The sequence below is a fragment of the Dermatobacter hominis genome, from assembly GCF_020715685.1.
GTDB lineage: Bacteria > Actinomycetota > Acidimicrobiia > Acidimicrobiales > Microtrichaceae > Dermatobacter > Dermatobacter hominis.
The window spans coordinates 2601472-2623467 of the sequence record NZ_CP085840.1 but is presented as its reverse complement, the minus strand read 5'-3'; the positions used below and the strand labels follow the sequence as shown (position 1 = coordinate 2623467).

Sequence of the window (21996 nt, the reverse complement as noted above, 5' to 3'; positions counted from 1 at the left end):
GATCAGCCCTCGACGGCGGCGACCTCGATGCGGTCCTGGTTCCACTCCTGCGCGGCGACCAGCGCCGCCCGGGCCTGCTCGAGCAGCTCGTCGCCGCTGAACGCGTGGGCGGGGTAGCAGGCGACGCCGGCCCACATCGTGTGGGGACCCGAGCGGCTGACCAGGTTGCGCCGGGTGCGCTCGACGGTCCACACCGCGCCGTTCTCGGGGGTGTCCTCGAGGATGGCGGCGAAGGTGCCGTCGTCGAGGCGGCAGGCGATGTCGGCCTCTCGGAGCGTCTCGCGGATCGCGTCGGCGACCCGGGCCGGCGGCGCCGACGAGGAGGCGTCCTCGACCTGGCCCTGCGCGACCTGCATGAGGCAGACGGACACGGGCCGCAGGTGGCGGCGGGCCGAGGCCAGCCGGGACTGCAGGGCGACGCGGAAGTAGGCCTCGGAGAACAGCTGCGACTCGGGGTCGGTCAGCGCCGAGGTGTCGGAGCCGGCGAGCTCGGGCGGCGGCTCGGGTGCGTCCTCCGCCCCGGAGCGGGCGGCGGCGAGCTCCTGGCGGAGCGCCTCGACCTCGCCGCGGGCATCGGCCAGCTCGCGGCGCGTGCGGTCGATCGTCTGGTCGCGGTCGTCGGGAGCCGCGGGTTCGGCGGCCGTGGCCCGCTGGGGCGACGCGGCGAGGGCGGTGCCGCCGGCGGCGATCGCGGCGAGGCCGGCGACGGCGCCCAGCGCGGGCACGCCGGCGGCCAGGGCTGCGACGCCGAAGGCCAGGCCGACGACGCCGAGCACGAGCGCGATGACACGAGCGTCGACCATGGCTCTCCCATCGGCTCGGGGGTCACGGGACGTGAGCATTCGTCACTGCCTCTTGGTCAGTTCCCCGCCCGCCCCGGGCCCCGGGACCTCAGTCCCGGGCGGCGACGGCCAGATCGGCGATCTCGGTGATGATCCTGGTGAGCTCGAAGTCCTTCGGCGTGAACACGGCGGCCACGCCGTCCTCGAGGAGCTTCGGGCGGTCGTCCTCGGGGATGATGCCACCCGCCACCACCGGCGCGGTGACACGGGCCTCGCGGAGCAGCCGGACGACCTCTGGCACCAGCTCGAGGTGCGAGCCCGACAGGATCGACAGCCCGACGACGTCGACGTCCTCGTCGCGCGCCGCGGCGGCGATCTGCGCGGGCGTCAGCCGGATGCCCTGGTAGATGACCTCCATGCCGGCGTCGCGCGCCGCCACGGCGATCTGCTCGGCACCGTTCGAGTGGCCGTCGAGGCCCGGCTTGGCGACGAGGAACCGGGGCGGCCCGCCGTCGAGGGCGCGCAGCCGCTCCGACAGGGCGCGCAGCCCGTCGTTGCCGCCCGCCACGCCGGCGGCGGCGGCGACGCCCGTCGGGGCGCGGTACTCGCCGAACACCTCGCGCAGGCGGTCGGCCCACTCGCCGGTGGTGCCGCCGGCGCGGGCCAGGTCGATCGTCGCCGGCATGATGTTCTCGTCGGTGCGGGCGACGCGCTCCAGCTCGGCCAGCGCCCGGTCGACCTCGGCCTGGTCCCGGGCGGCCCGCCACGCCTGGACGTCGTTGATCATCTCGTCCTGGACCGCGGGGTCGACCTTCAGGATGCTGTCGTCGCCGGCGAGGGGCGACTCGGCGGTCTCGGTGAAGGCGTTCACGCCGATGACCGTCAGGTCGCCCGACTCGATGCGTCGCATCCGCTCCGTGTGGGAGCGGACGAGCCGGCCCTTCAGCTCGTCGATGGCCTCGAACGCGCCGCCCAGCGCGAGCACGTCGTCGAGCTCGGCCTGCGCGGCGTCCTCGAGGTCCGACGTCAGGGCCTCCATCACGTGGCTGCCCTCGAACAGGTCGGGGTACTCGAGCAGATCGGTCTCGAGCGCCAGCACCTGCTGGATGCGCAGCGACCACTGCTGGTCCCACGGGCGCGGCAGGCCGAGCGCCTCGTTCCACGCGGGCAGCTGCAGCGACCGGGCGCGGGCGTCGCGCGACATGGTCACGCCGAGCGCCTCGAGCACGATGCGCTGCACGTTGTTCTCCGGCTGCGCCTCGGTCAGCCCGAGCGAGTTGACCTGCACGCCGTAGCGGAAGCGCCGGGCCTTCGGGTCGGTGACGCCGTAGCGCTCGGCGGTCAGGCGGTCCCACATCTTCGTGAAGGTCCGCATCTTGGCGATCTCCTCGACGAAGCGGATGCCCGCGTTCACGAAGAAGCTCACCGACGCGACGACGTCGGACATGCGCTCGGCCGGCACCTGGCCGGACTCCTGCACGGCGTCCAGCACGCCGATCGCGCAGGCGAGCGAGTAGGCGATCTCCTGCACCGGCGTCGCACCGGCCTCCTGCAGGTGGTACGAGCACACGTTCATCGGGTTCCACTTGGGGACGTGCTCGTTGCAGAAGGCGAACATGTCGACGATCAGCCGACGGCTCTGGTGCGGCGGGAAGATGTACGTGCCCCGCGACAGGTACTCCTTGACGATGTCGTTCTGCGTCGTGCCCCGCAGCGCCGTGCTGTCGACGCCCTGCTCGGCGGCGTTGGCGACGTAGAGGCCGAGCAGCCACGCGGCCGTGGCGTTGATCGTCATCGACGTGTTCATCTCGCCCGGGGGGATGCCGTCGAGGAGCGTCCGCATGTGGCCGAGGTGCGCGACCGGGACGCCGACCTTGCCGACCTCGCCCCGCGCCAGCACGTGGTCCGGGTCGTAGCCCGTCTGCGTCGGGAGGTCGAAGGCGATGGAGAGCCCGGTCTGGCCCTTGGCCAGGTTGGTCCGGTACAGCTCGTTGGACGCCTTGGCGGTCGAGTGGCCCGAGTAGGTCCGCATCAGCCACGGACGGTCCCGCTGAGGGAGAGATGCCATGCACCATTGTCGGCGCACCGGCGACCGGTCCGCCAGATCCCTGAGGGGCCGTCAGATCGCGGAGGCCCGGACGGGGTGCCGCGACCTCCGGGAACGACCGGGGGCGGGCGCGACGTCGGACCGCTCCGGGTGGCGGGTGGGGTCGGTCCTGCGGAGGCGGTCGACGACCCCCACACAGCGGGGCGGAGCGAGGGTCACAAGGCGCCAGCACCTGGGAGGGTGCTGGTGGCGATGCGTTTGGAGGGAGATTGGTGTCCCCCGCTCCATTGCCCCGGCTGTGGGGTTGTGCCGGTGGGGGCGATGTCCACCGACGTCATTAGTATCGGCGCGTCCGGCCCGGGCTTGAACAGATTTCCCGGGATAATCCCGTTATTTTCTGAGAGGTCTCCGCGCTGTTCCATGGGGCGCCAGGCATGAGGCAACCGTCATGATCGCGACGCTGCTCGGGACGTCCCTCGGCGGGGTCGTCGGCGTGCTGGCCCAGGACGACGGCGGCGGGACGCTGTTCCTCGGCGACGACTTCTTCCCGTGGATCGTGCTCGCGCTCGGCGCCGCCATGGTCGTCGGCAACCTGCTCGCCCTCGTGCGGCCGCCGGCCGACGGGGGACCGCCGCCCGTCGGGCGCGCCGTCACGATGATCGTGCTGGGTGCGGTCGCCGCCGTGTGGGGCATCGCCAGCCTCGTCAGCTGAACGCCCGACGCCCTGCGCCCGACGCCGGACGGCGATCGGTGCGCGTGGTCGGACGGACGGAGCTCAGTGGCCGCGGCGCAGCCACTCCTCGACGTCGGGCGCCTCGGCCCCGATCGTGGTCGAGTCGCCGTGGCCGGTGTGGACGACGGTCTCGGGCGGCAGCGAGAGCAGCTGCTCGCGGATCGAGCGGACGATCGTCGGGAAGTCCGAGAAGCTGCGCCCCGTCGCGCCCGGTCCGCCGCAGAACAGGGTGTCGCCCGAGAACAGGTGGTCGGCCTCGGCGTCGTGGAAGCAGCAGCAGCCCGGCGAGTGGCCCGGGGTGCTCAGGACGCCCAGCCGGGTGCCCCCGGCGTCCAGCGACGCGCCGGCCTCCAGGTCGCGGTCGGGCGCACGGTCGGGGTACACGACGTCCCACAGCATTCGATCCGCGGGGTGGAGGAGGATCGGTGCGTCGACCAGGTCCTGGAGCGCGACGGCGGCGTTGATGTGGTCGTTGTGGCCGTGGGTCAGCGCGATGGCCGTGACCCGCCGGCCGTTGATCGCGCCGGCGATCGCCACGGCGTCGTGAGCGGCGTCGACGACCAGCACCTCGCGGTCGTCGCCGACCAGCCAGATGTTGTTGGTGACCTCCCACTCGCCGCCGTCGAGGGCGAAGATGCCGTCGGTCTGGACCAGTTCGATCGCCATGCCAGCACCCTACGGTCCGGCGGGCGGGGCAGGGGCCGGCGTCACCCGCCGCCCGACGTGGCGCACTCGAGCGCCGTCGCCTGGGCGAGCTTGGTGATCTCCTCCTGCTCGTTCTTGAGCACCATGTCGTTGAACTCGGCCTCGCCGACGCGCTCGATCATCCCGTCCACGACGCAGGTGGCCAGCTCCTGGGGCAGGCCGGAGTCGGCGAGCTGCTCGATCAGCTCGTCGCGCACGCCGCCGAACTCGTCGCTCGAGCTCTGGGCCGGGCAACGGGTGCCCGCGGACGGCACCTCCAGGTCGACGAAGTAGCCGACGACGGCGTCCTCGATGCACTGGCCGCCGCGGAGGAAGGCGGTGTGGCCGTCGCCCTCGTAGGTGAGCAGCACGCTGCCGGACAGCGCCTGGGTCATCTCCTGCGCCCACTCGTACGGGGTGGCCGGGTCGCCGACCGTGCCGATGACCAGGATCGACGGGGCGCCGTCGGCCTTGGGGGCGGGGGTGGGCTGGGCCGGCTCGGGCCAGTCGTCGCACCCGGTCAGCCCCGCGCCGATCAGCGCGCCGAAGGTGGGTGCGGCCTGCGCGATGCGGGCCTCGTCCTGCGCGGCCTGCTCCGCGGTCGGGCGGTCCTCCTGGTCCGCGCAGTTGACCATCACCTGGGCGTCGCTCGAGTTGTCGTAGCTGCCGTCGGCCTGGCGGCCGGTCTGGCGGTCGACCAGCGCGAGGAAGGTGGCGGCCCCGCCCTCGCGGATGTCGGCGATGGCCTGCGCGGTCGGGCCCCACGTCGAGGTGTCGTAGAGCGCGGTGGCCAGGCCGTAGTCGAACAGGTCCCGGTTGAGCGTCCGGGAGCCGGAGCTGTCCTCGACCGTGACCGGCTTCGACTCGAGCTCCGCCCGGGTGGCGGCGATCGCCGCGGCGGCGTCGGGGGCCAGCGCGCACGTCTGGTCGGCGTCGCAGGCGGCGATGAAGTTCGCGAGCGTGCGCTCGAAGCCCGTGGCCTGGACCATTGCCTGGTCCGCGGCCGACGCCGACGGACTGATCGATCCGTCGAGCACCATCGCCCGGATGTGGGTCGGGAACATGGCGGCGTAGGTCGCGCCGATCGAGGTCCCGTAGGAGTAGCCGAGGAAGTTGAGCTGCTCGTCGCCGAGCGCCGTCCGGATCCGGTCGAGGTCGGCGGCGACGTCGGCCGTGCTCATGTGGGTGACCATCTCGGGGTTGCGCTCGGTGCAGCCCTCCCGCAGCGCGGTCTGGTCCTCCTCGATCCTGGTCCGCTCCTCGGGCGTGTCGGGCGTGAGGTCGCCCTCCATCTGGGCGTCCTTCTGGTCGTCGTCGAGGCAGCGGACCGGGTCGCTCTCGCCCACGCCGCGCGGATCGAACGACACGAGGTCGAAGCGGTCGGTCAGCGACGACGGGAAGGAGCTGGCGGCGTTGGCGAGGAACTCGAGCCCGGAGCCGCCGGGGCCGCCGGGGTTGATGACGAGCGACCCGATGCGCTCGTCGGCCGGACCGGTCGCCGCCTTGCGGGCCAGGGCGATGCCGACCCGGTCGCCGTCGGGCTCCGCCGGGTCGAGCGGCACGTCGAGCGTGGCGCAGTCGAGCCCCGCCATGGCCGTGAGCTTGCCGGTGCACTTGGACCAGTGCAGATCGCCGTCCGTGCCGCCGGCGGCGGGCGCACCCCCCGTCGGACGGGGGTCCGACTCCTTCTCCGCAGAGGGCGAGCCGCCGTCGGAGCAGGCGGTGAAGAGGACCGCGCACGCGACGAGCAGGGCGGGCAGGCGGGTACGGGTCACGTCGGCCGAGGCTACCGACGCGCTCGTGCGTTCCGACCCACGCGGCCGCTGCGACCCGAGCGGCCTCTCAGGGCGCGCGCCGTGCCGCCGGTCAGTACTCGATCCGGCAGCTGACCCCGGCGTCGAACAGCTGGGTCACCCTCCCCAGCCCGAGCCAGTTGGCGCAGCACACCGCGAGCTCGAAGAGCTCGGCGTCGGTGAACGCCGCCCGCGCCCGGGTCCAGAAGTCGTCGTCGATGTTGAGGTGGTCCGTGGAGAACCGCTCCGCGAACTCGGCGGCGAGCGCCTCCTGCTCCGACAGGGTGGTGAGCGACCGCCAGTCCGCCATGCCGAGGTACTCGGACTCGGTGAGGCCGTCGGGGTCGGAGGTCGTCCGGGTGTCGAGGCACACCGGGCACTGGTTGACCTCGGCGATCCGGATGCGGGCCGCCTCCCGGACCCGCGTCGGCAGGGCGGTGTCGGTGTAGACGGCCCCGCTGAAGCGGCCTGCGGCGGCCCCCATCTTCGGGCTCAGCGCGTACAGCCGCAGCAGCTCGTCGCCGTCGCCCTCCGGCAGGTCGACCTTGGCCATCGGTGCCCCCTGGTGTCTGCCGGGGCCGCGCCCTGCGGCCCCCGGTGCCGTCCCGCCCGGCTCGGCGCCGGGGGACGGACCTCCTCAGCCTACGATCGCCGGGATGTCGGTGCAGACGCCCGAGGATCCCTCGACCGCCCCCTCGTCGTACCCGCCCGAGCGACACGTGGTGCGCGACCTCCGGTTCGAGCTCGAGGACACCGGGCCGGACGCCGCCCGTGCGCACCTCCCGATCCGGCCCGAGCTGTGCCGGGACGGGGTGCTCGACCCGGGGCCGCTGCTGGTGGTCACCGACGTGCTCGCCGGCCTGCTGGTCGGCCGGGTGATCGCGCCCGACTGGATGGCCACCGCGCAGCTCGCGCTCCACCTCGTCGATCCACCCGGCGCCGACGACCCTGCCCTCACCGACGTCGTGGTCGACGCCGCGGTCCGCCGGGCCGGCCGCACGACGATCGTGGTCGAGGCCCGGCTGTCCGCGACCGGGTCCGGTGGCGCCGACCGCGCGGTGGGGGAGGCGGGCCTCACGTTCGCCCGGCTGCCCCGGCGGGAGGGGAACCTGGACATCGGCGACACCCCGGTCGCGTACGGCCAGCGGTTCTCGATGGCGCTGCCCGACTCGGGCCTCGACGGCCCGTACCGCGACGAGATCGGCGTGCGCGTGGTGGCGCCCGAGCAGGGCGTGGTCGAGCTCGACGCCGTCCCCTTCGTCCGCAACTCGTTCGGGGCGGTCAACGGCGGGGTGGTGGCGTCGATCGCGGCCGAGGCCGCGGTCGCGGTGGCCGGCACGGTGCTCGACGGGGCGGTCCGCGCCGTGGACCTGACGGCGTCGTACCTGTCGCAGGGCAAGGTCGGCCCGTTGCGCACGTCGGCGTCGGTGCGGCGGGTGGACGGACCGGTCGCGCTCGTGCGGGTCGAGGTGCTCGATCCGGGCCTGCCCGACGAGGACGGTCGCCCACGCGTCGTCGTCGTGGCCCACGTGCACTGCGTCGGCACCCCGACCTGACCGATCGCTCGCCGCGGCGTGGGCCTCGGTGGGGTGCGGCGCCGGTCGGCGGTCAACGGGAGGGCGGCCGGCCCACCGATCGCTGGAACAGCGGCGACGGGAAGCGGAGCATGACCCGGTCGCCGCCGAGCCATGACTCGAGCTCGCCCGCGTGCGCCTCGAGGGCGACGACCGCGTCGTGGCCCACGTCCTCGAGGAGCACCATGCCGATCGCGCCGTCCTCGGACTGGTGCCAGCCGCCGACGATCCGGCCGTCCCACCAGATGGTCGGTCCGGCGTTGCCCGCGTTGTCGACGAGCTCGGGCGCGTGCGGGCCGAGGTACCAGGCGCGCTCCTTCCAGCCCATCGTCGTCGGGTCGAGCCCCGGCAGGAGCGCACCCCACGGGTCGACCTCGACGGTGGCGCCCTCGTCGCCCGGGAGGACGAGGCCCGTCGCGCCGCCGGCGAGCGCGACCTCCTCGGCGCCGAGGTCGGCGAGCGCGGCCCGCACGATCCCCTTGTTCGCGCCGAGCCACCACACCACGTCGGTCTCGGTCGCCGGCCCGAAGGCCGCGAGGTACCGACGGACCAGCTCGGTCCACGCGTCGGGTGCGTCGACGGCGTTCGGCGCCACGGGCAGCCAGGCGTCGGTCGACGCCCACCGGGGCCGCGACGCCCTCCACGACCCGTCGTTGGTCGACCGGACGACGTCGCCGCCGGCCCACAGCCAGGTGAGCACCCGCGGGCCGATCGGGGCCTCGGCCTCCCAGCGCTTGCCGACGCCCTGGCGGATGGCGCCGCGGAGCGCAGGCGCCTCGGCCCGGATCTCGTCCATCGACAGCGACCGACCGTCGGCCAGCACGTCCAGGACCTGGCGCCGGGCCTGGCGGATCCAACGGGCACCGTCCTTGCGCAGCTCGTGGGACTCGACGTCCTTGATCAACCGGGCGCGCTCGCGCTCGGCGACGCGCCGACCGGGGCCGCCGATCGCCGCGCCCACGAGGTCGTCGGGGACGATCCAGATCGTCCGGCGCATCGCCATCACCCGGACCAGGTGACGGTCGCGGTACAGCGCCCCCTCCAGGTCCGCGACCTCCATGCCGGCGGCGCGGGCGCGTGCCGACATGAAGATCGTCGCGGGGTCGGTGCCGTGCAGCGCCACGACGCGCCGGGTCGCGGCGACCGGGTCGGTGGCGCGGTGGGCGGGGGAGAGCGCCTGGCGGACGGCGAGCCGCCGCCGTCGCTCCGCGTCGTCGATGGCCCTCACGTCCCGGCATCCCGCTGCTCGACCTGGCGCACCCCGTCAGGATCGCAGGCCCGGCGGAGGTGCGGGCGCACGATCGGTCCACGCGCCCGGGACCGACCGCACGGCGACCGGCGACGCACGTTTCGAAACAGCAGCGAAACACCGGGGTCGTAGCCTGCGCGCATGGCCGGAGCCGGAGTGCGCAGGATCGTCCCCCTCACGTTCGGTTGGGAGCACATCCCGCTCAGCATCTCCATGCAGGGCGGCGCCGACGACGTACGGCTGCGCGAGCCGGTCCCGGGGATCCTCCTCGAGCTCGACGGCGGCTGGATGCTGCTCGACACGGGGTTCAACACGCCGGTGCTGCTCGACGAGAAGCTGCGCCGTCGCCTCGTCCACATGGGCATCGAGGACGAGCTCGTCGGCGACCACGGCGACTCGATCGAGCGGGCGTTCGAGCACGTCGGCATCGACCCCGACGACGTCGCCGTCGTGGCCCTGAGCCACCTCCACTACGACCACTCGGGTGGCATCCGCTGGTGGGCGGAGCGGGCGCCGATGCACGTGCAACGCCGCGAGCTCGCACACTCGCTCGCCCTCGACGCGCCCGAGCCCGAGGCGCTGTTCCGGATGGACTTCGACGACCACCGCATCGACTGGCGCCTCGCCGACGGCGATGTCGAGCTGGCGCCCGGCGTCACCGCCGTCGCGACGTACGGCCACACCGTCGGGCACCAGAGCTTCGTCGTCGACCTCGCCGACGGCGGTGGGTTCGTCTTCGCCTTCGACGCCGCCGACCTGCAGGTCCAGCTCGACGACGAGATCGCGCCGGGGTCGGTCGCGACCGGCGACGTCGAGGAGGCGGTCGAGGCGATCCGTCGCCTCAAGTCGATCGCCGCAGAGAAGGGCTACCGGGTCATCCCGGGCCACGACCCCGACGTGTGGCCGGCGTTCACCAGCGAGCTCGGCGTGCAGGGGCCGGGCGCATCGGACCCGACCCGGTTCCTCCCGGCGATCGACGGCGCGCCCGTCGCGGTCGCGAGCACCGCGCACGCCGGGCACGCCCATCGCTGAGCTGGTCGCCACCGGCGATCAGGGGTTCATGACCTCGGCCCTGCAGCCGTTCGGCAGCGTGCCGTCGAACGCGCCGCTCATGAACTTCTCCATGGGCGAACCGGTGAACGTGAGGTCCGCGCTGCTCTTGCCGCTGCCGACCGCGGAGATCTGCCCGGGGATCTGCAGGTGGCCGGCCGGGCTGGCGGCCCCGTCCTTGCGGAACAGCGCCAGCTCGAGGTGGCCCTCGTCGCCGCCCGCGGGGCAGTAGCCATCCTTCCGCAGCGAGTCGAAGAGCGCCACGCTCATGCAGTCGGCCGCAGCGGGGACCGCGGCGTCGTCCGCGCCCTCGGTCGGCTGGCAGTGGATGACGACGTCGTCCATGCCCTGGCCGATGAGCATCGGCACCGGTCGGCCGTCGCGCTCGGGCACCTTCGGGAAGGGGTTCACCCCGTCGGGCCCGGGCAGGTTCCAGCGGATCCACGCGCACCAGGCCTGGAGGCCCTCGTCGGTGGAGGTGGCGCACGCGCGGTCCGAACCGCCCTTGAAGTACTCGCCCTCCGAGTAGTCCTTCGGCAGGTTCCAGAGCTCGGGCACGAGCATCTTGTGCACGCCCGCGTTCCGGTAGGGGCCGGCGATGCTCTGGATGCGCTTGGCGTCGGTGACGGTGCACAGCGGGGCGAGCTGGGCGACGGTCGTCGCGCCCGCCGTCGTGGTGATGGCGGTGAGGTCGAGATCCGCGTGCTCGGGCGGGAAGGCCGGCGTGGCGGCGTCGTCGGACGGCGTGCCCCGCGCCGACAGGACGGCCCACGAGCCGAAGATGTAGGAGAAGAGCACGGGCCCGACCTGCAGCTCGAGCGCCGGGATCGGGAGGCCGACGACCTCGATCGAGGTGTGCATCTCCCAGTCGGCCAGCCCGTTGCCCGCCTCGATGCCCTGGCGCTCCGGCTGGACGACGAAGTTGGACGCCGGGGCCAGCGCGGCGACGCCGGAGAGGTGGAGGGTCGCGGCGTCGGCGTTCGGGGCGGCCTCCTGGTAGGTGTCCATCAGCTGCCCGGCCCACAGCGCGGCGTGGCCGCCCTGGGAGTGGCCCCACGTGATCGTGTCGTAGTCGTCGGGCACGGCCGGGCCGAACGTCCGCTCCATGAGCTGGGTCGTCGCCCGTGCCGCGTCGATGACGTCGGCCGCGGCGATGCGGCCGACCACGTAGGTGTCGTTCGGTTGGTAGTCGGTGGCGGAGACGACCCAACCCCGGTCGAGGGCGGTCTGCAGCGCCCCGTCGCGCGGCTCGCCCTTCCGGGCGCCGAACCCGCTGCCCCAGCCGATGGCGTTGATGCCGTCGGACATCTGGCCCCACAGCGACTTCTCGGGGGCGAGCGACGGGAGGCAGGCCTGCTGGAGGCCCGACGTGCCGTGCGACCAGGCCAGCATCCGGCCGGAGCCGTCGAAGCGTCCCGGTCCGGTCTTGGGGGCGGCGGCCATGCCGCAGACGATCTGGAGGTCGTCCTCGTCGTAGCCGGTCGTGACGTACGAGATGCGCCAGGCGTGGGCGTCGGTCGGGAACCCGGCGGAGTCCTTGTACTGGCCGTCCAGCTCGTAGCTCGCGATCAGGTCGCCGGGCCGCGAGCCCGCCGGCGGCTCCTCGCCGACGCCGTCCGGCGACTGGATGCACGGCGGTGCGGCGACCGGCACCGGGACGGTCGTCGTGGGGCCGTCGAGCGGGAGCTGGGTGGGCAGCCCCTCGACCTGCGGGTCGCGGGTGCAGGCCACGAGGCCGGTGGTGACGGTGAGGACGGCAACGGCGATGACGACGACGCGGGAGGGGACACGCATCCCAACAGCATGCCGGTGGGGACCGCTCGGACCGGTGAACCGCCGGGCGGGTCTGGCTCAGGCCTCGGACGTGAGCACGACCTTGCCGAACTTGCCGCCGGCTCGGAAGTGCTCGTACGCCGCAGCGGCCTCGGCCATCGGGAAGGTCGCCTCGACGGGGACGGTGGCGAGGCCGCGGTCCACCAGCGGGAGGACGTGGCGGTCGACCGCCGCAGCGGCCGCGGCCTTCTGCTCGAGCGGCCGGGCTCGCAGCGTCGAGCCGTGGATCCGACCTCGGACCGCCATGAGGTCGAGCAGGCTGATCTCGGCCTTCGGCCCGCCGCCGACGCCGATGATGGCGATGCGCCCGCCGATCGCGAGCGAGCTGATGTCCTCGCGCAGGTTGGGGCCACCGATCAGCTCCAGCACGACGTCGAACGGACCGTGCTGGCCGAAGCCCTCGGTCTCGACGGCGGTGGCGCCGAGCTCGGCGACGCGGTCACGCAGCGCGGGGTTGCGGACCGTGCCGACTACGCGGGCGCCGGCGGCCACGCCGAGCTGCACGGCCGCGACCCCGACGCCCCCGGCGGCGCCATGGACGCAGAGCGACTCGCCGACGCCGAGCTGGGCCTGGGTGAACACCGCATCGTGCGCCGTCGTGAACGCCTCGGGGAACCCTCCGGCCGCCACCGGGTCGAGCGCGTCGGGGACCCGGATCGCGCAGCGTTCGTGCACGACGGCCAGCTCGGCCTGCGCGCCGCCGCCCACCACGGCCATCACCCGGTCACCGACCCGGTAGCGGGTCGCGCCGGGGCCCAGGGCGACGACCTCGCCGGCGAACTCCATCCCCGGCACGTCCGGCGGCGATCCCGGCGGGGCGGGGTAGAAGCCGGCGAGCTGGAGCAGGTCGGCGGCGTTGAGGCCGGCGGAGCGGACGGCGACGAGCACCTCCCCGGCGCCCGGTTCGGGGTCCGGCCGCTCCTTCCAGTGGAGGGTCCCGTCGACGATCGTCACCGCGTGCACCCGCCGATCGTCGCGCGACCAGACTGGGTGGGTCATGGGCCTGACGTCGTTGGTGGACTGGTTGACCGCGTCCGCGGTGCACGTGTGGGGCGTCGACATCACGTGGGCGGAGGTGCTGGCCAACCTCCTGGCGCTGGCGTCGATCTGGCTCGCGGTCAAGGACGACGTCTGGAACTGGCCGCTCGGGATCCTGAACGCGCTGTGCTTCATCGTGCTCTTCGCCGACGTGAAGCTGTACGCCAACGTCTTCCTGCAGGTCGTCTTCATCGGGTTGAGCGCCTACGGCTGGTGGGAGTGGAGCGCGCGCCACGGCGAGCGCCAGGAGCTGCTCCACATCCGGCGGATGCGGTCGTGGGAGTGGGTGTGGCTGAACGTCGGCGGCGTGGCGCTCTGCGCGGCGTGGACGGTCGTCCTCGCCGGGTGGACCGACTCGCCGACGCCGCTGCTCGACTCGCTGACGATGGTGCTGAGCGTGCAGGCCGTCTACGCCCAGGCCCGCAAGTGGCTCGAGGCGTGGTGGTACTGGATCGCCTTCAACGTGGTGAGCATCCCGCTGCACGTCGACCGCGAGCTGTACCCGACGGCGATCCTCTACGGGGTGTTCGCCGTGATGTCGGTCCTCGGTCTGATCGACTGGACCCGCCTCATGCGCTCGGGAGAGGAGCCCGGTGCGGAGGTGACCCCCGCGATCGGCTGACGCGGTCGGGCCGACGCTCTCGGGCCGACGCCCCCGGCCGGAGCGATCCCCGGCCCCGACCGGCACGGCGTCGGCCGGACTCCGACGCGAGCGCCGTGGGTACGGTCTGCGGGTGCGAGCGCATCCGATCGTCACGGTCGTGCTGGCCGGCGGGTGCCTCGCCGCCGTGCTGCTGTCCGCCTACGTCGGGATGCCGGTGGTCATCACCGTCGGACTGCTCGTGGCGGTCGGCGTCGTGGCGGTCCTGCTCTGGTGGCTGTGGCTGCGCCGGCTGCCGGTCGCCCGCCGGTCACCGGCCTGGGCGGGGCGGATGGGCCTGGTCGCCGTCGCCCTCGCCGGCCTCGTCACGCTGCTCGTCATCCAGCTGGTGCCGTACGGCCGCTCGCACTCGAACCCGCCGGCGACCGGCGAGCCGCAGTGGGCCGACGCCCGGACTCGGGAGCTCGTGGTCGCCGCCTGCTACTCGTGCCACTCGAACGAGGTCGAGTACCCGGCCTACGCCTCGGTGGCACCGATCTCGTGGATGCTTGAGGGCCACGTCGCCGCGGCGCGCGACGAGGTGAACTTCTCCGAGTTCGCCACCGATCCCGGCGACGCCGAGGAGTCGGTCGAGGTCGTGCTCGAGGGAGAGATGCCGCCGCCGTACTTCACCCGGTTCGGCCTGCACCCCGAGGCGTCGCTCACCGAGGCGGAACGCCAGGAGCTGGTCGACGGGCTGCGCCGGACCCCGGGCCTCTCCGACGACTGAGCCAGGGCGGGCACGAACGCCGGCCCGAGATGGGACACGATGTGAGCCAGGAGCCGGCCACGGCCGGCGGGCGGACCGCAGCAGTCGGTCCGAGCCGGCCGATCACGGGGAGGCAGCGCCGATGGAGGTCAATCGCTCGGTCCCGCCCGCGACGGTCGTGCCGATCCTGGTGTACCCGGACGTGCGGGCCGCGGTGACCTTCCTGACCGAGGCGTTCGGCTTCGTCGAGCGCACGCGGATCGGCGCGAGCCATCGGGCCCAGATGGCCGTCGGCGACGACGGGGCGGTGATCGTCGCCGACGTCGGCGCCGACCGACGTGCACCGGCGCCGGGCGGGACCACCCACACCGTGCGGGTCCGGGTGCCCGACGTCGATACCGCCTTCGCACGGGCCCGGGACCACGGCGCCGTCGTGGTGGAAGCGCCGGTCGACCGGGAGTACGGCGAGCGGGACTGCACCCTCGAGGACCCCGCGGGCCACCGCTGGCAGTTCGCGGAGGTCGTCGCCGACGTGGCACCGGAGGAGTTCGGCTGCGAGACGGTCAGCCCGTGGCCCGCGTACCGGTCCACCGGGAGCGGCTGATCTGTTCGCTCCCTCACGACGAGACCCCCGCCGGAGCGGGGGTCTCGGTCAGAGCGGGTGAGGAGAATCGAACTCCCGTATTCAGCTTGGGAAGCTGATGTTCTACCATTGAACTACACCCGCGTAACTTGCCGTCCGGGCGCTGCGCCTACGAACCGGCGCGGTGCGGCGGACCGCAGCGGGTGGACACCGTAGCCGATCCCGCTGCGGCGCCCGCCGGGCTGCCGGAGCCCCGACCGGCGACGGCTACCGTTCGGGCGTGATCCTCTCCGACCGGACCATCCGCGCCGAGATCGAGGCCGGCCGCATCGGGATCGAGCCGTACGACCCGGCCATGATCCAGCCCAGCTCGATCGACGTGCGGCTGGACGATCGCTTCCTCGTCTTCCGCAGCCACACCCGGCCCGTGATCGACGTGAAGGAGGACCTCTCGGACCTGACCGAGATGGTCCGCATCGAGGACGACCAGCCGTTCATCCTCCACCCGGGCGAGTTCGTGCTCGGCTCGACGTCGGAGCGGGTGCGGATCCCCGACGACCTCGTTGCCCGCATCGAGGGCAAGAGCTCGCTCGCCCGCCTGGGCCTCGTCATCCACTCGACGGCAGGGTTCGTCGACGCCGGCTTCGAGGGCCACATCACGCTCGAGCTGTCGAACGTCGCCACCCTGCCGATCACGCTCTACCCCGGCATGAAGGTCGGCCAGATCTCGTTCCTGCGCATGGACGGCCCCGCCGAGCACCCCTACGGCTCCGGCGGCCTCGGCTCGAAGTACTCCGGCCAGGTCGGCCCCACCCCGAGCCAGTACTGGAAGAACTTCGACACCTGACGCGCCGGGCACCCTGAGCCCGCCGGCGATTTCTGGTGTCGGGATCGCGACAAGGGTTGTCGCTGTGCACCCCTATATCCCGGACGGGGTCAGGTGAGCTGGGCGATGGCCTCCACGAGGCGTTCCGCCTCCACCGGCCGGACGAGCACCGAGTCGGCGCCGGCGGTGAGGGCGGCGTCGGCGTCGTCGGGCGAGTCCACGACCACCACGACCGCGGCGTCGCGCTGGCGGCGCGACGCCGAGCCGCGCAGGTCGGCGACGAGCGACGTCGCCGGCGTCGTGACCACGAGCGTCGGCGAGCCGTCCTGCTGCACCGCGACCGCCGCGTCGACCGCTGACGCCGTGACCGCCACCTCGGCGCCCGAGTCGCCGAGCACCTCGGCGATCAGCGCGGCGGCCGGGTCGTCGGCCGCCGCGGCGACCACCAGGACCGATCCCAGGGCCGCCACCGGACCGCCCGCCTCGGCCGACCGCGAGGGCGTCAGCCCTCGGCCGCCTCGACGGCCTCCTGCATGGGCGGCTGCGCGAGGGGCTCGGCGTTCTCGAGCGCCTCGAGCACGTGCATGGCGAGGTCGCCGACCTTGAGCTCGTCGTCCTCGACGCCCTGCGCCTTCACGCCGTCGTCGATCATCACGTAGCAGAAGGGGCACGCGGTGGCGATGCGCGTGGCGCCCGTGGCGATCAGCTCCTGCGAGCGCTCCACGTTCACCTGCTTGCCGATGTGCTCCTCCATCCACATGCGGGCGCCGCCGGCGCCGCAGCACATGCCCTTCGTGCCGCTGCGGCCGGCCTCGACGATCTCGATGCCGGCGAGCCGGCCGATCACGTTGCGGGGCGCGAGGTACACGTCGTTGTGGCGACCCAGGTAGCACGAGTCGTGGTACACGACCCGCTCCTCGAGCTTGGCGCCCGACAGGTCGAGCCGGCCGGTGTCGATCAGCTCCTCGAGGAACTGGCTGTGGTGCACGACCTCGTAGTGGCCGCCGAGCTGCGGGTACTCGTTCTTCAGCGTGTTGAAGCAGTGCGGGCACTGCGTGATGATCTTCCGCACGCCCATGCCGTCGAGCGTCTCGATGTTCTGCATGGCCAGCATCTGGAAGATGTACTCGTTGCCCGAGCGGCGGGCCGGGTCGCCGGTGCAGTTCTCGGCCGGGCCGAGGACGGCGAAGCTGATCTCCGCCCGCTGCAGCAGCTTGGCCATCGCCTGGGTGACCTTCTTGTTCTTGTCGTCGAAGGACCCGGCGCAGCCGACCCAGTAGAGGTACTCGGCGGTCAGCGGGTCGCTGCCGTCGATGACGTTGATGCCGTCGAGGTCCTTCGCCCAGTCGGCGCGCTCGCCCTGGCTCATGCCCCACGGGTTGCCCGAGTTCTCCATCGCCCGGTAGGCGTTGCCGAGCTCGGTCGGGAAGTCCGACTCCATCAGCGTCAGGTAGCGGCGCATGTCGAGGATCTTGTCGAGGATCTCGATGTTGACCGGGCAGTTCTCGTCGCACGCCTTGCACGACGTGCAGGCCCATACCTCCTCGGAGGTGATGCGCTCGAACAGGAGGTCGGCGTCGACCTTGATGTCCTTGTCGACGCCGATCGGGGGCGACACGACCGGGCTGCCGGTGGCGGCCATGACCTCGCCGGTCTTCAGCACGATCTCGCGCGGGTCGAGCGGCTTGCCCGTGGCGTGCGCCGGGCACACGGAGGTGCAGCGGCCGCACATCGTGCAGGCGTCGGTGTCGAGCAGCTGCTTCCAGGTGAAGTCCTCCACCCGGTAGGCGCCGAAGCTCTCGAGCTCGGTCTCCATGAGGTTCGGCATCGCCTTCATGGCGCCCTTCGGGCGGTCCTTCTCGGACAGGTACATGTTCAGCGGCGAGGTGAAGATGTGCCGCAGCATGGTCACCGGCAGGATCACGAGGAAGGCCACGAACGTGAGCACGTGGACCGTCCAGGCGACCTGGTGCCAGGTGTCGAGGTCGGGCACGTTCTGCAGCGCGAGCGCCAGCGGGTAGCCGATGAAGCTCCACTTCTCGAAGCTCGGGAAGTCCGTCTCGGCGATGCGGAAGCCCTCGGCCAGGAAGCCCGTCACCCCGATTGCGAAGAGGATGCCGAGGATGACCGCGTGCTCGGGCTTGGACTTGATGCGGATCCGGTACGGGCGCTGGATGTAGCGGCGCACGATCGCCCAGGTCACGCCGATGACGAACACCGCGCCGCCCAGGTCACCGATGAACGAGAAGGCCTCGTAGACCTTGCCGTTCAGGAACTTCAGCGACTCGGGGAGCTGGTGGTTGAGCTCCAGGATCGAGGTGACCGCCAGGAGCACCAGGAAGCCGAAGTAGATCATGGAGTGCATGATCCCGGCGGCGGGGTCGCGCAGCAGGGTCTGCATGTAGAGGCCGGCACGCAGCCGCTCGAGGCGCTTCTTGGCGTTCTTCGGCGTGATCGACCGGCGGTCGGGGGCGCCGCGCTCCCAGTTCCGGACCCGGTTGGCGAACATGACCGCACCGAAGATGAACATGATCGGGATGACCACGTAGAACGCGAACTTGAGCGCCCCCGGGATGCCCCCGAAGACCTCGCGCTGCACCTCGGCGTCGTCGTGGAACTGCAGCGTCGACGCGGCGATGCCCGAGCCGACCGTGATCAGCGCGATCACGATGCCGATCAGGATCGAGATCTGGTGCGGCTGGAGCCGCTTCGGACCCGGCACCGGTGCGGCGTCGTCGGTTCGGTGTTCGGCGTCGGTGGTGGTGTCGGTGGCGCTCATAGACGATCTGGAACCTAGTCGGCGGGTCGTGGCCTCCGTGAAGTCCTGACGGGTCGTCAGAGCGGTCCGGGGACCGCAGATCGAGCCGGGCTCAGTTCAGGTGCGTCAGGTCCTCGGCCGCGCGGAGCCGCCGGGCGAGCGCGACCAGGAGCCGGTGGGCCAGCGTCGGGATCTCGTCGAGCACGCCGTTGAACGCGGGCCGGGTGAGCACCAGCACCTCGACCGGCGTGGTGGCGACCACGGTCGCGGACCGGGGCCCGCCGTCGAGCAGCGCCAGCTCGCCGATCACGCTGCCGGGGCCCACGCGGGCGACGGTCGCACCGTCGCGCTGCACCTCGGCCTCGCCGCTGAGGAGCACGAAGGCCTCGCGGCCGATGTCGCCCTGGCGGGTCAGCGTCGTCCCGGCGTCGAGCGTCACCTCGTCGGTGGCCCGGGCCAGCCGCTCGAGGTCCTTGGGCGAGCACCCCGAGAACAGGGGGATGCGCAGGAGGTGGTCCGTGAGCTGCGACACGCGGGCGAGCCTATGGTCCGGCGCTCGCCCCGCGTCGCCCATCGCGGGCGCCCGCCGCCGGCCGGGATCGCGGCGCGCCCCTCCCGGGTCGGGTTGAATGGGGGCCGTTGGGGAGCACCACGTGCTCCGGCCGTCGCCCGCCCCGCTCCGCCGCAGCGAGGCGGTCAGGGTGCGCCGGCGGGCAGGTGAGCTCGGATCGAGCAGGGAGCGTTGGATGAGGGTCGTCGCCGTCGCGGGAGCGAAGGGTGGGGTGGGCAAGACCGCTGCCGCGGTCAACCTGGCCATGCTCTCGTCCGCCGCGGGCTACCGGACGCTGCTGTGGGACCTCGACCCCCAGGGCGCGGCGACCCACTGCTACCGGGCCCGGGCCAAGGTCAAGGGCGGCGCGGTACGCCTGCTCGGCGGGAAGCGGGGACTCGACACCTTCATCCGCACCACCGACCACCTCCGGCTCGACCTGCTCCCCGCGGACCCGTCGTTCCGGGTCGTCGACACCGTGCTGTCGGCGCGCCGGTGGCCCGACCGCGTGATCCGCAAGCTGCTCCGCCCGCTGGACCGCACCTACGACGTCGTGATCCTCGACTGCGCTCCGGGCCTCGGCATCGTGACCGAGTCGGTCGTCGCCGCCACGGACCTGGTGCTCGCGCCCGTCGTCCCGGCCCCGCTGTCGGTCCGCAGCCTCGACCAGCTGCAGGAGTTCGTCGACGTCCACCGCCCGGGCCTGCCGCTGCTCGCGTTCCTGTCGATGATCGACGAGCGCAAGGTCCTGCACCGGCAGGTCGTGGCCCAGGTGCGCGCCGACCAGCGGTTCGCGCTCAGCGCCGTCCCGGTGTCGTCGTCGGTCGAGCGCATGGGCATGGAGCAGATCCCGGCCGTGCTGGCCTCGCCGCTCAACCTGGCCGCGGTCGCCTACCGGCGCCTGTGGGCCGAGGTCGAGGACCGGCTCGACCTGGCCCCGCCGGCCGGCTCGGTGATCGACCTCACCTCGATCGCCGCGCAGTCCGCCGACGTCGGCTGACCGGGCGGCGGCCCCACCCCGCTCTGTCCCGGCTCACGGTGCCGTTCGGCACCGCCAGGCGTGACAGAGCGGCAGGTCAGCCGCCGCTCGCCTGCTCCGCTCCCCGCTCAGCCGCCGCTCGCCTGCTGGGCCACGGCCTCGGCCTTGGCCCGCACCGCGGCCTCGTCCATGAGGTAGCGCTCCTCGATCGGCTTGTCCTCGGCCGGGCGGAACTCGTCGTCGAGCTCGAACGCCAGCGGCACGCCGGTCGGGATGTTGAGCCCGGTGATCTCGTCGTCGGAGATGTCGAGCAGGTGCTTCACCAGCGCCCGCAGCGAGTTGCCGTGGGCGGCGACCAGGACCGTGCTCCCCGCGGCGAGGTCGGGCACGATCGAGTCGTACCAGTAGGGGAGCATCCGGTCGACGACGTCGGCCAGGCACTCCGCCGTCGGCACCAGCTCGGGCGGGAGCGCCGCGTAGCGCGGGTCGTCGTTCGGGTTGCTGGGGTTGTCGGCGGCGATCGGCGGCGGCGGGACGTCGTAGCTGCGGCGCCAGACCAGCACCTGGTCGTCGCCGTACTTCTCCGCCGTCTCCTTCTTGTTGCGCCCGGTGAGGTCGCCGTAGTGGCGCTCGTTGAGCCGCCAGCTGCGCCGGACGGGGATCCACAGCCGGTCCATCGCGTCGAGCGCCAGGTTCGCCGTGCGGATCGCCCGGATCTGCACCGAGGTGTGCACGACGTCCGGGGCGATGCCGGCGTCGGTGAGCATGGCGCCGGCGGCGGCGGCCTCGGCCCGGCCCGCCTCGGTCAGATCGCAGTCGTACCAGCCGGTGAAGAGGTTGAGCTTGTTCCACTCGCTCTCGCCGTGGCGGAGCAGTACGAGCTGGTGCATGTCGTCTCCCGTGGGCCGAGCGTCGACGCCCCGCGGCGGGCGCGCTGGCGCCGATGGTGGCGCAGCGCCGCCGCCCGTCGCCACACGGGCGGCGGTCTGAGGGCGCTTCCCGGCCCCTCGGTACACTCCGCTCCGTGGACGCCGGGTGGGCAGCGTGACCTCGTCGGAGGCGCCGGAGCGCGCCGCAGCGCGCTCGTCCGGGCGCGGGCGCGACGTCGCCGTGTCGGTCGTCGTGCCCTGCTACAACTCGCTGCCCTACCTGCCCGAGACGGTCGCCTCGATCCTCGGCCAGGACCACCGCGACCTCGAGCTCGTGCTCGTCGACGACGGCGGCACCGACGACCTGGCCGGCTGGGTCGCCGCCCAGGACGACCCTCGGCTCCGGCTGGTCCGCCAGGACAACGCCGGGCCGTCGGCGGCGCGCAACACCGGGATCGCCGAGTCGACCGGCGAGCTGGTCGCCTTCCTCGACTCCGACGACACCTGGGAGCCCGACTTCCTCTCCCGCCTCGTGGCCTGCTTCGACGACGAGCGCGTCGGCATGGCCTACAGCGGCTGGGACGTCATCGACGCCGAGGGCCGGCCCAACGGCCGGGCCACGGTCTCGACGTGGGAGGGCGACGTCTGGGAGCGCTTCGTGACGCGCAACCCGGTCGCGTGCTCGGGTGCGGTCGTCCGCCGGGCGGTGTTCGACGACGTCGGCGACTTCGCGGTCAACCGGGACCGGTTCCCCATCGACGTCGAGGACTGGGAGATGTGGGTCCGGATCGCGTCGTCGTACCCGGTCGCCGTGGTCCCCGAGGTGCTCGCCCACCACCGGCGCCACGACACGAACTCGTCGTCGAACCCCGAGTCGTTGCACGCGGCCTACGACCACTTCCTCGACACGGTGTTCCTCGACCAGCCGCCCGAGCGCCAGGCGCTGCGCCCGCAGGCGACCGCCCGCGCCGAGATCGTGCTGGCGTGGCACAGCCTCGCCGACCTCCGCGACGCCCCGCGCGCCCTGGCCTACCGGCGCTCCGCCGCCCGCCACGCTCCCGAGGTGCGACGCTCCGGCGACTACTGGCGCCTCGGTGCCGCCGCGTGGTCGCTGCGGGCGGCCGGGGACCGCGGGTTCCGGGCCGTGCGGTCGGTGAACGAGCACGCGCGTCGGGCGCTGGGACGGCTGCCGCTCGACCGCCTGCGCCGCGAGGGCACCTTCACCCCCTGATCCGGGACGCCCCATCCGGCGCGACCCTGATCCGGAGCGGCCCTGATCCGGCGCGCCCCAGATCCGGA

At 73.1% G+C, this 21996-nt stretch carries 21 protein-coding genes and 1 tRNA gene; 9 read left to right on the top strand and 13 right to left on the bottom strand.

The annotated features are described in order from the left end of the window. Window positions 1-2: 2 nt before the first annotated feature. A complete protein-coding gene (locus tag LH044_RS12365; protein WP_227755893.1) occupies window positions 3-803 on the bottom strand; it encodes a GGDEF domain-containing protein in 801 nt (266 codons plus the stop codon). An 88-nt stretch (window positions 804-891) separates the two neighbouring features. Then, complete coding sequence (locus tag LH044_RS12360; protein WP_227755892.1) at window positions 892-2850, bottom strand: ethylmalonyl-CoA mutase; 1959 nt, start codon at window positions 2848-2850, stop codon at window positions 892-894. 427 nt (window positions 2851-3277) lie between these two features. Between LH044_RS12360 and LH044_RS12355 the strand changes: the two genes are divergently transcribed. Continuing rightward, window positions 3278-3541: a hypothetical protein gene (locus LH044_RS12355; RefSeq protein ID WP_227755891.1), complete on the top strand. Its 264-nt coding sequence runs from the start codon at window positions 3278-3280 to the stop codon at window positions 3539-3541. Between the two features lie 63 nt (window positions 3542-3604). On the opposite strand, the gene LH044_RS12350 is transcribed toward LH044_RS12355, so the two are convergent. The 3 genes from LH044_RS12350 to LH044_RS12340 form a co-directional block, all read right to left on the bottom strand. Next, window positions 3605-4228, bottom strand: a complete 624-nt coding sequence (locus tag LH044_RS12350; protein ID WP_227755890.1) for an MBL fold metallo-hydrolase — start codon at window positions 4226-4228, stop codon at window positions 3605-3607. 41 nt (window positions 4229-4269) lie between these two features. Then, window positions 4270-6021 (bottom strand): alpha/beta hydrolase, encoded by a 1752-nt coding sequence (locus LH044_RS12345; protein WP_227755889.1) that lies wholly within the window; start codon window positions 6019-6021, stop codon window positions 4270-4272. A gap of 91 nt (window positions 6022-6112) precedes the next feature. Then, entirely contained in the window at window positions 6113-6592 is a 480-nt protein-coding gene (locus LH044_RS12340) for a carboxymuconolactone decarboxylase family protein (RefSeq protein ID WP_227755888.1), read from the bottom strand. 103 nt (window positions 6593-6695) lie between these two features. Here LH044_RS12340 and LH044_RS12335 point away from each other — a divergent pair, with 103 nt between their 5' ends. Further along, window positions 6696-7595 (top strand): PaaI family thioesterase, encoded by a 900-nt coding sequence (locus tag LH044_RS12335; RefSeq protein WP_227755887.1) that lies wholly within the window; start codon window positions 6696-6698, stop codon window positions 7593-7595. 52 nt (window positions 7596-7647) lie between these two features. Here the strand turns inward: LH044_RS12335 and LH044_RS12330 are convergent, their stop codons facing one another. After that, window positions 7648-8841: a winged helix DNA-binding domain-containing protein gene (locus LH044_RS12330; protein WP_227755886.1), complete on the bottom strand. Its 1194-nt coding sequence runs from the start codon at window positions 8839-8841 to the stop codon at window positions 7648-7650. A gap of 162 nt (window positions 8842-9003) precedes the next feature. On the opposite strand from LH044_RS12330, the gene LH044_RS12325 reads away from it, so the two are divergent. Continuing rightward, window positions 9004-9894, top strand: coding sequence for an N-acyl homoserine lactonase family protein (locus LH044_RS12325; RefSeq protein ID WP_227755885.1), 891 nt, complete (start codon window positions 9004-9006; stop codon window positions 9892-9894). Window positions 9895-9912: 18 nt separating this feature from the next. Here LH044_RS12325 and LH044_RS12320 read toward each other — a convergent pair whose 3' ends face one another. Continuing rightward, window positions 9913-11706 (bottom strand): lipase family protein, encoded by a 1794-nt coding sequence (locus LH044_RS12320; RefSeq protein WP_227755884.1) that lies wholly within the window; start codon window positions 11704-11706, stop codon window positions 9913-9915. A 57-nt stretch (window positions 11707-11763) separates the two neighbouring features. Continuing rightward, entirely contained in the window at window positions 11764-12708 is a 945-nt protein-coding gene (locus LH044_RS12315) for an alcohol dehydrogenase catalytic domain-containing protein (RefSeq protein WP_227755883.1), read from the bottom strand. A 34-nt stretch (window positions 12709-12742) separates the two neighbouring features. On the opposite strand from LH044_RS12315, the gene pnuC reads away from it, so the two are divergent. From pnuC to LH044_RS12300, 3 genes are all read left to right on the top strand, one after another. After that, window positions 12743-13405 carry a nicotinamide riboside transporter PnuC gene (gene pnuC / locus LH044_RS12310; protein WP_227755882.1) on the top strand — a complete coding sequence of 221 codons (663 nt, stop codon included), beginning with the start codon at window positions 12743-12745 and terminating at the stop codon, window positions 13403-13405. A 112-nt stretch (window positions 13406-13517) separates the two neighbouring features. Continuing rightward, a complete protein-coding gene (locus LH044_RS12305; RefSeq protein ID WP_227755881.1) occupies window positions 13518-14153 on the top strand; it encodes a heme-binding domain-containing protein in 636 nt (211 codons plus the stop codon). Between the two features lie 121 nt (window positions 14154-14274). Then, window positions 14275-14736, top strand: a complete 462-nt coding sequence (locus LH044_RS12300) for a VOC family protein (RefSeq protein WP_227755880.1) — start codon at window positions 14275-14277, stop codon at window positions 14734-14736. A gap of 52 nt (window positions 14737-14788) precedes the next feature. Here LH044_RS12300 and LH044_RS12295 read toward each other — a convergent pair. After that, window positions 14789-14859, bottom strand: a tRNA-Gly gene (locus LH044_RS12295). Window positions 14860-14995: 136 nt separating this feature from the next. On the opposite strand from LH044_RS12295, the gene dcd reads away from it, so the two are divergent. After that, window positions 14996-15562, top strand: a complete 567-nt coding sequence (gene dcd, locus LH044_RS12290) for a dCTP deaminase (protein WP_227755879.1) — start codon at window positions 14996-14998, stop codon at window positions 15560-15562. Between the two features lie 89 nt (window positions 15563-15651). On the opposite strand, the gene LH044_RS12285 is transcribed toward dcd, so the two are convergent. The 3 genes from LH044_RS12285 to LH044_RS12275 all read right to left on the bottom strand — a co-directional run bounded on the left by LH044_RS12285 (window position 15652) and on the right by LH044_RS12275 (window position 18831). Then, window positions 15652-16011, bottom strand: coding sequence for a hypothetical protein (locus LH044_RS12285; RefSeq protein WP_227755878.1), 360 nt, complete (start codon window positions 16009-16011; stop codon window positions 15652-15654). 32 nt (window positions 16012-16043) lie between these two features. After that, window positions 16044-18320 (bottom strand): heterodisulfide reductase-related iron-sulfur binding cluster, encoded by a 2277-nt coding sequence (locus LH044_RS12280; protein WP_227755877.1) that lies wholly within the window; start codon window positions 18318-18320, stop codon window positions 16044-16046. Between the two features lie 91 nt (window positions 18321-18411). Then, on the bottom strand, window positions 18412-18831 hold the full coding sequence (locus LH044_RS12275; protein ID WP_227755876.1) for a Crp/Fnr family transcriptional regulator: 420 nt from the start codon (window positions 18829-18831) through the stop codon (window positions 18412-18414). Between the two features lie 214 nt (window positions 18832-19045). Here LH044_RS12275 and LH044_RS12270 point away from each other — a divergent pair, with 214 nt between their 5' ends. Continuing rightward, a complete protein-coding gene (locus LH044_RS12270) occupies window positions 19046-19849 on the top strand; it encodes a ParA family protein (protein WP_227755875.1) in 804 nt (267 codons plus the stop codon). Between the two features lie 107 nt (window positions 19850-19956). On the opposite strand, the gene LH044_RS12265 is transcribed toward LH044_RS12270, so the two are convergent. Continuing rightward, window positions 19957-20718: a phosphoglyceromutase gene (locus tag LH044_RS12265; protein WP_227755874.1), complete on the bottom strand. Its 762-nt coding sequence runs from the start codon at window positions 20716-20718 to the stop codon at window positions 19957-19959. A 154-nt stretch (window positions 20719-20872) separates the two neighbouring features. Between LH044_RS12265 and LH044_RS12260 the strand changes: the two genes are divergently transcribed. After that, window positions 20873-21928 (top strand): glycosyltransferase family 2 protein, encoded by a 1056-nt coding sequence (locus tag LH044_RS12260; RefSeq protein ID WP_227755873.1) that lies wholly within the window; start codon window positions 20873-20875, stop codon window positions 21926-21928. Window positions 21929-21996 lie beyond the last annotated feature (68 nt).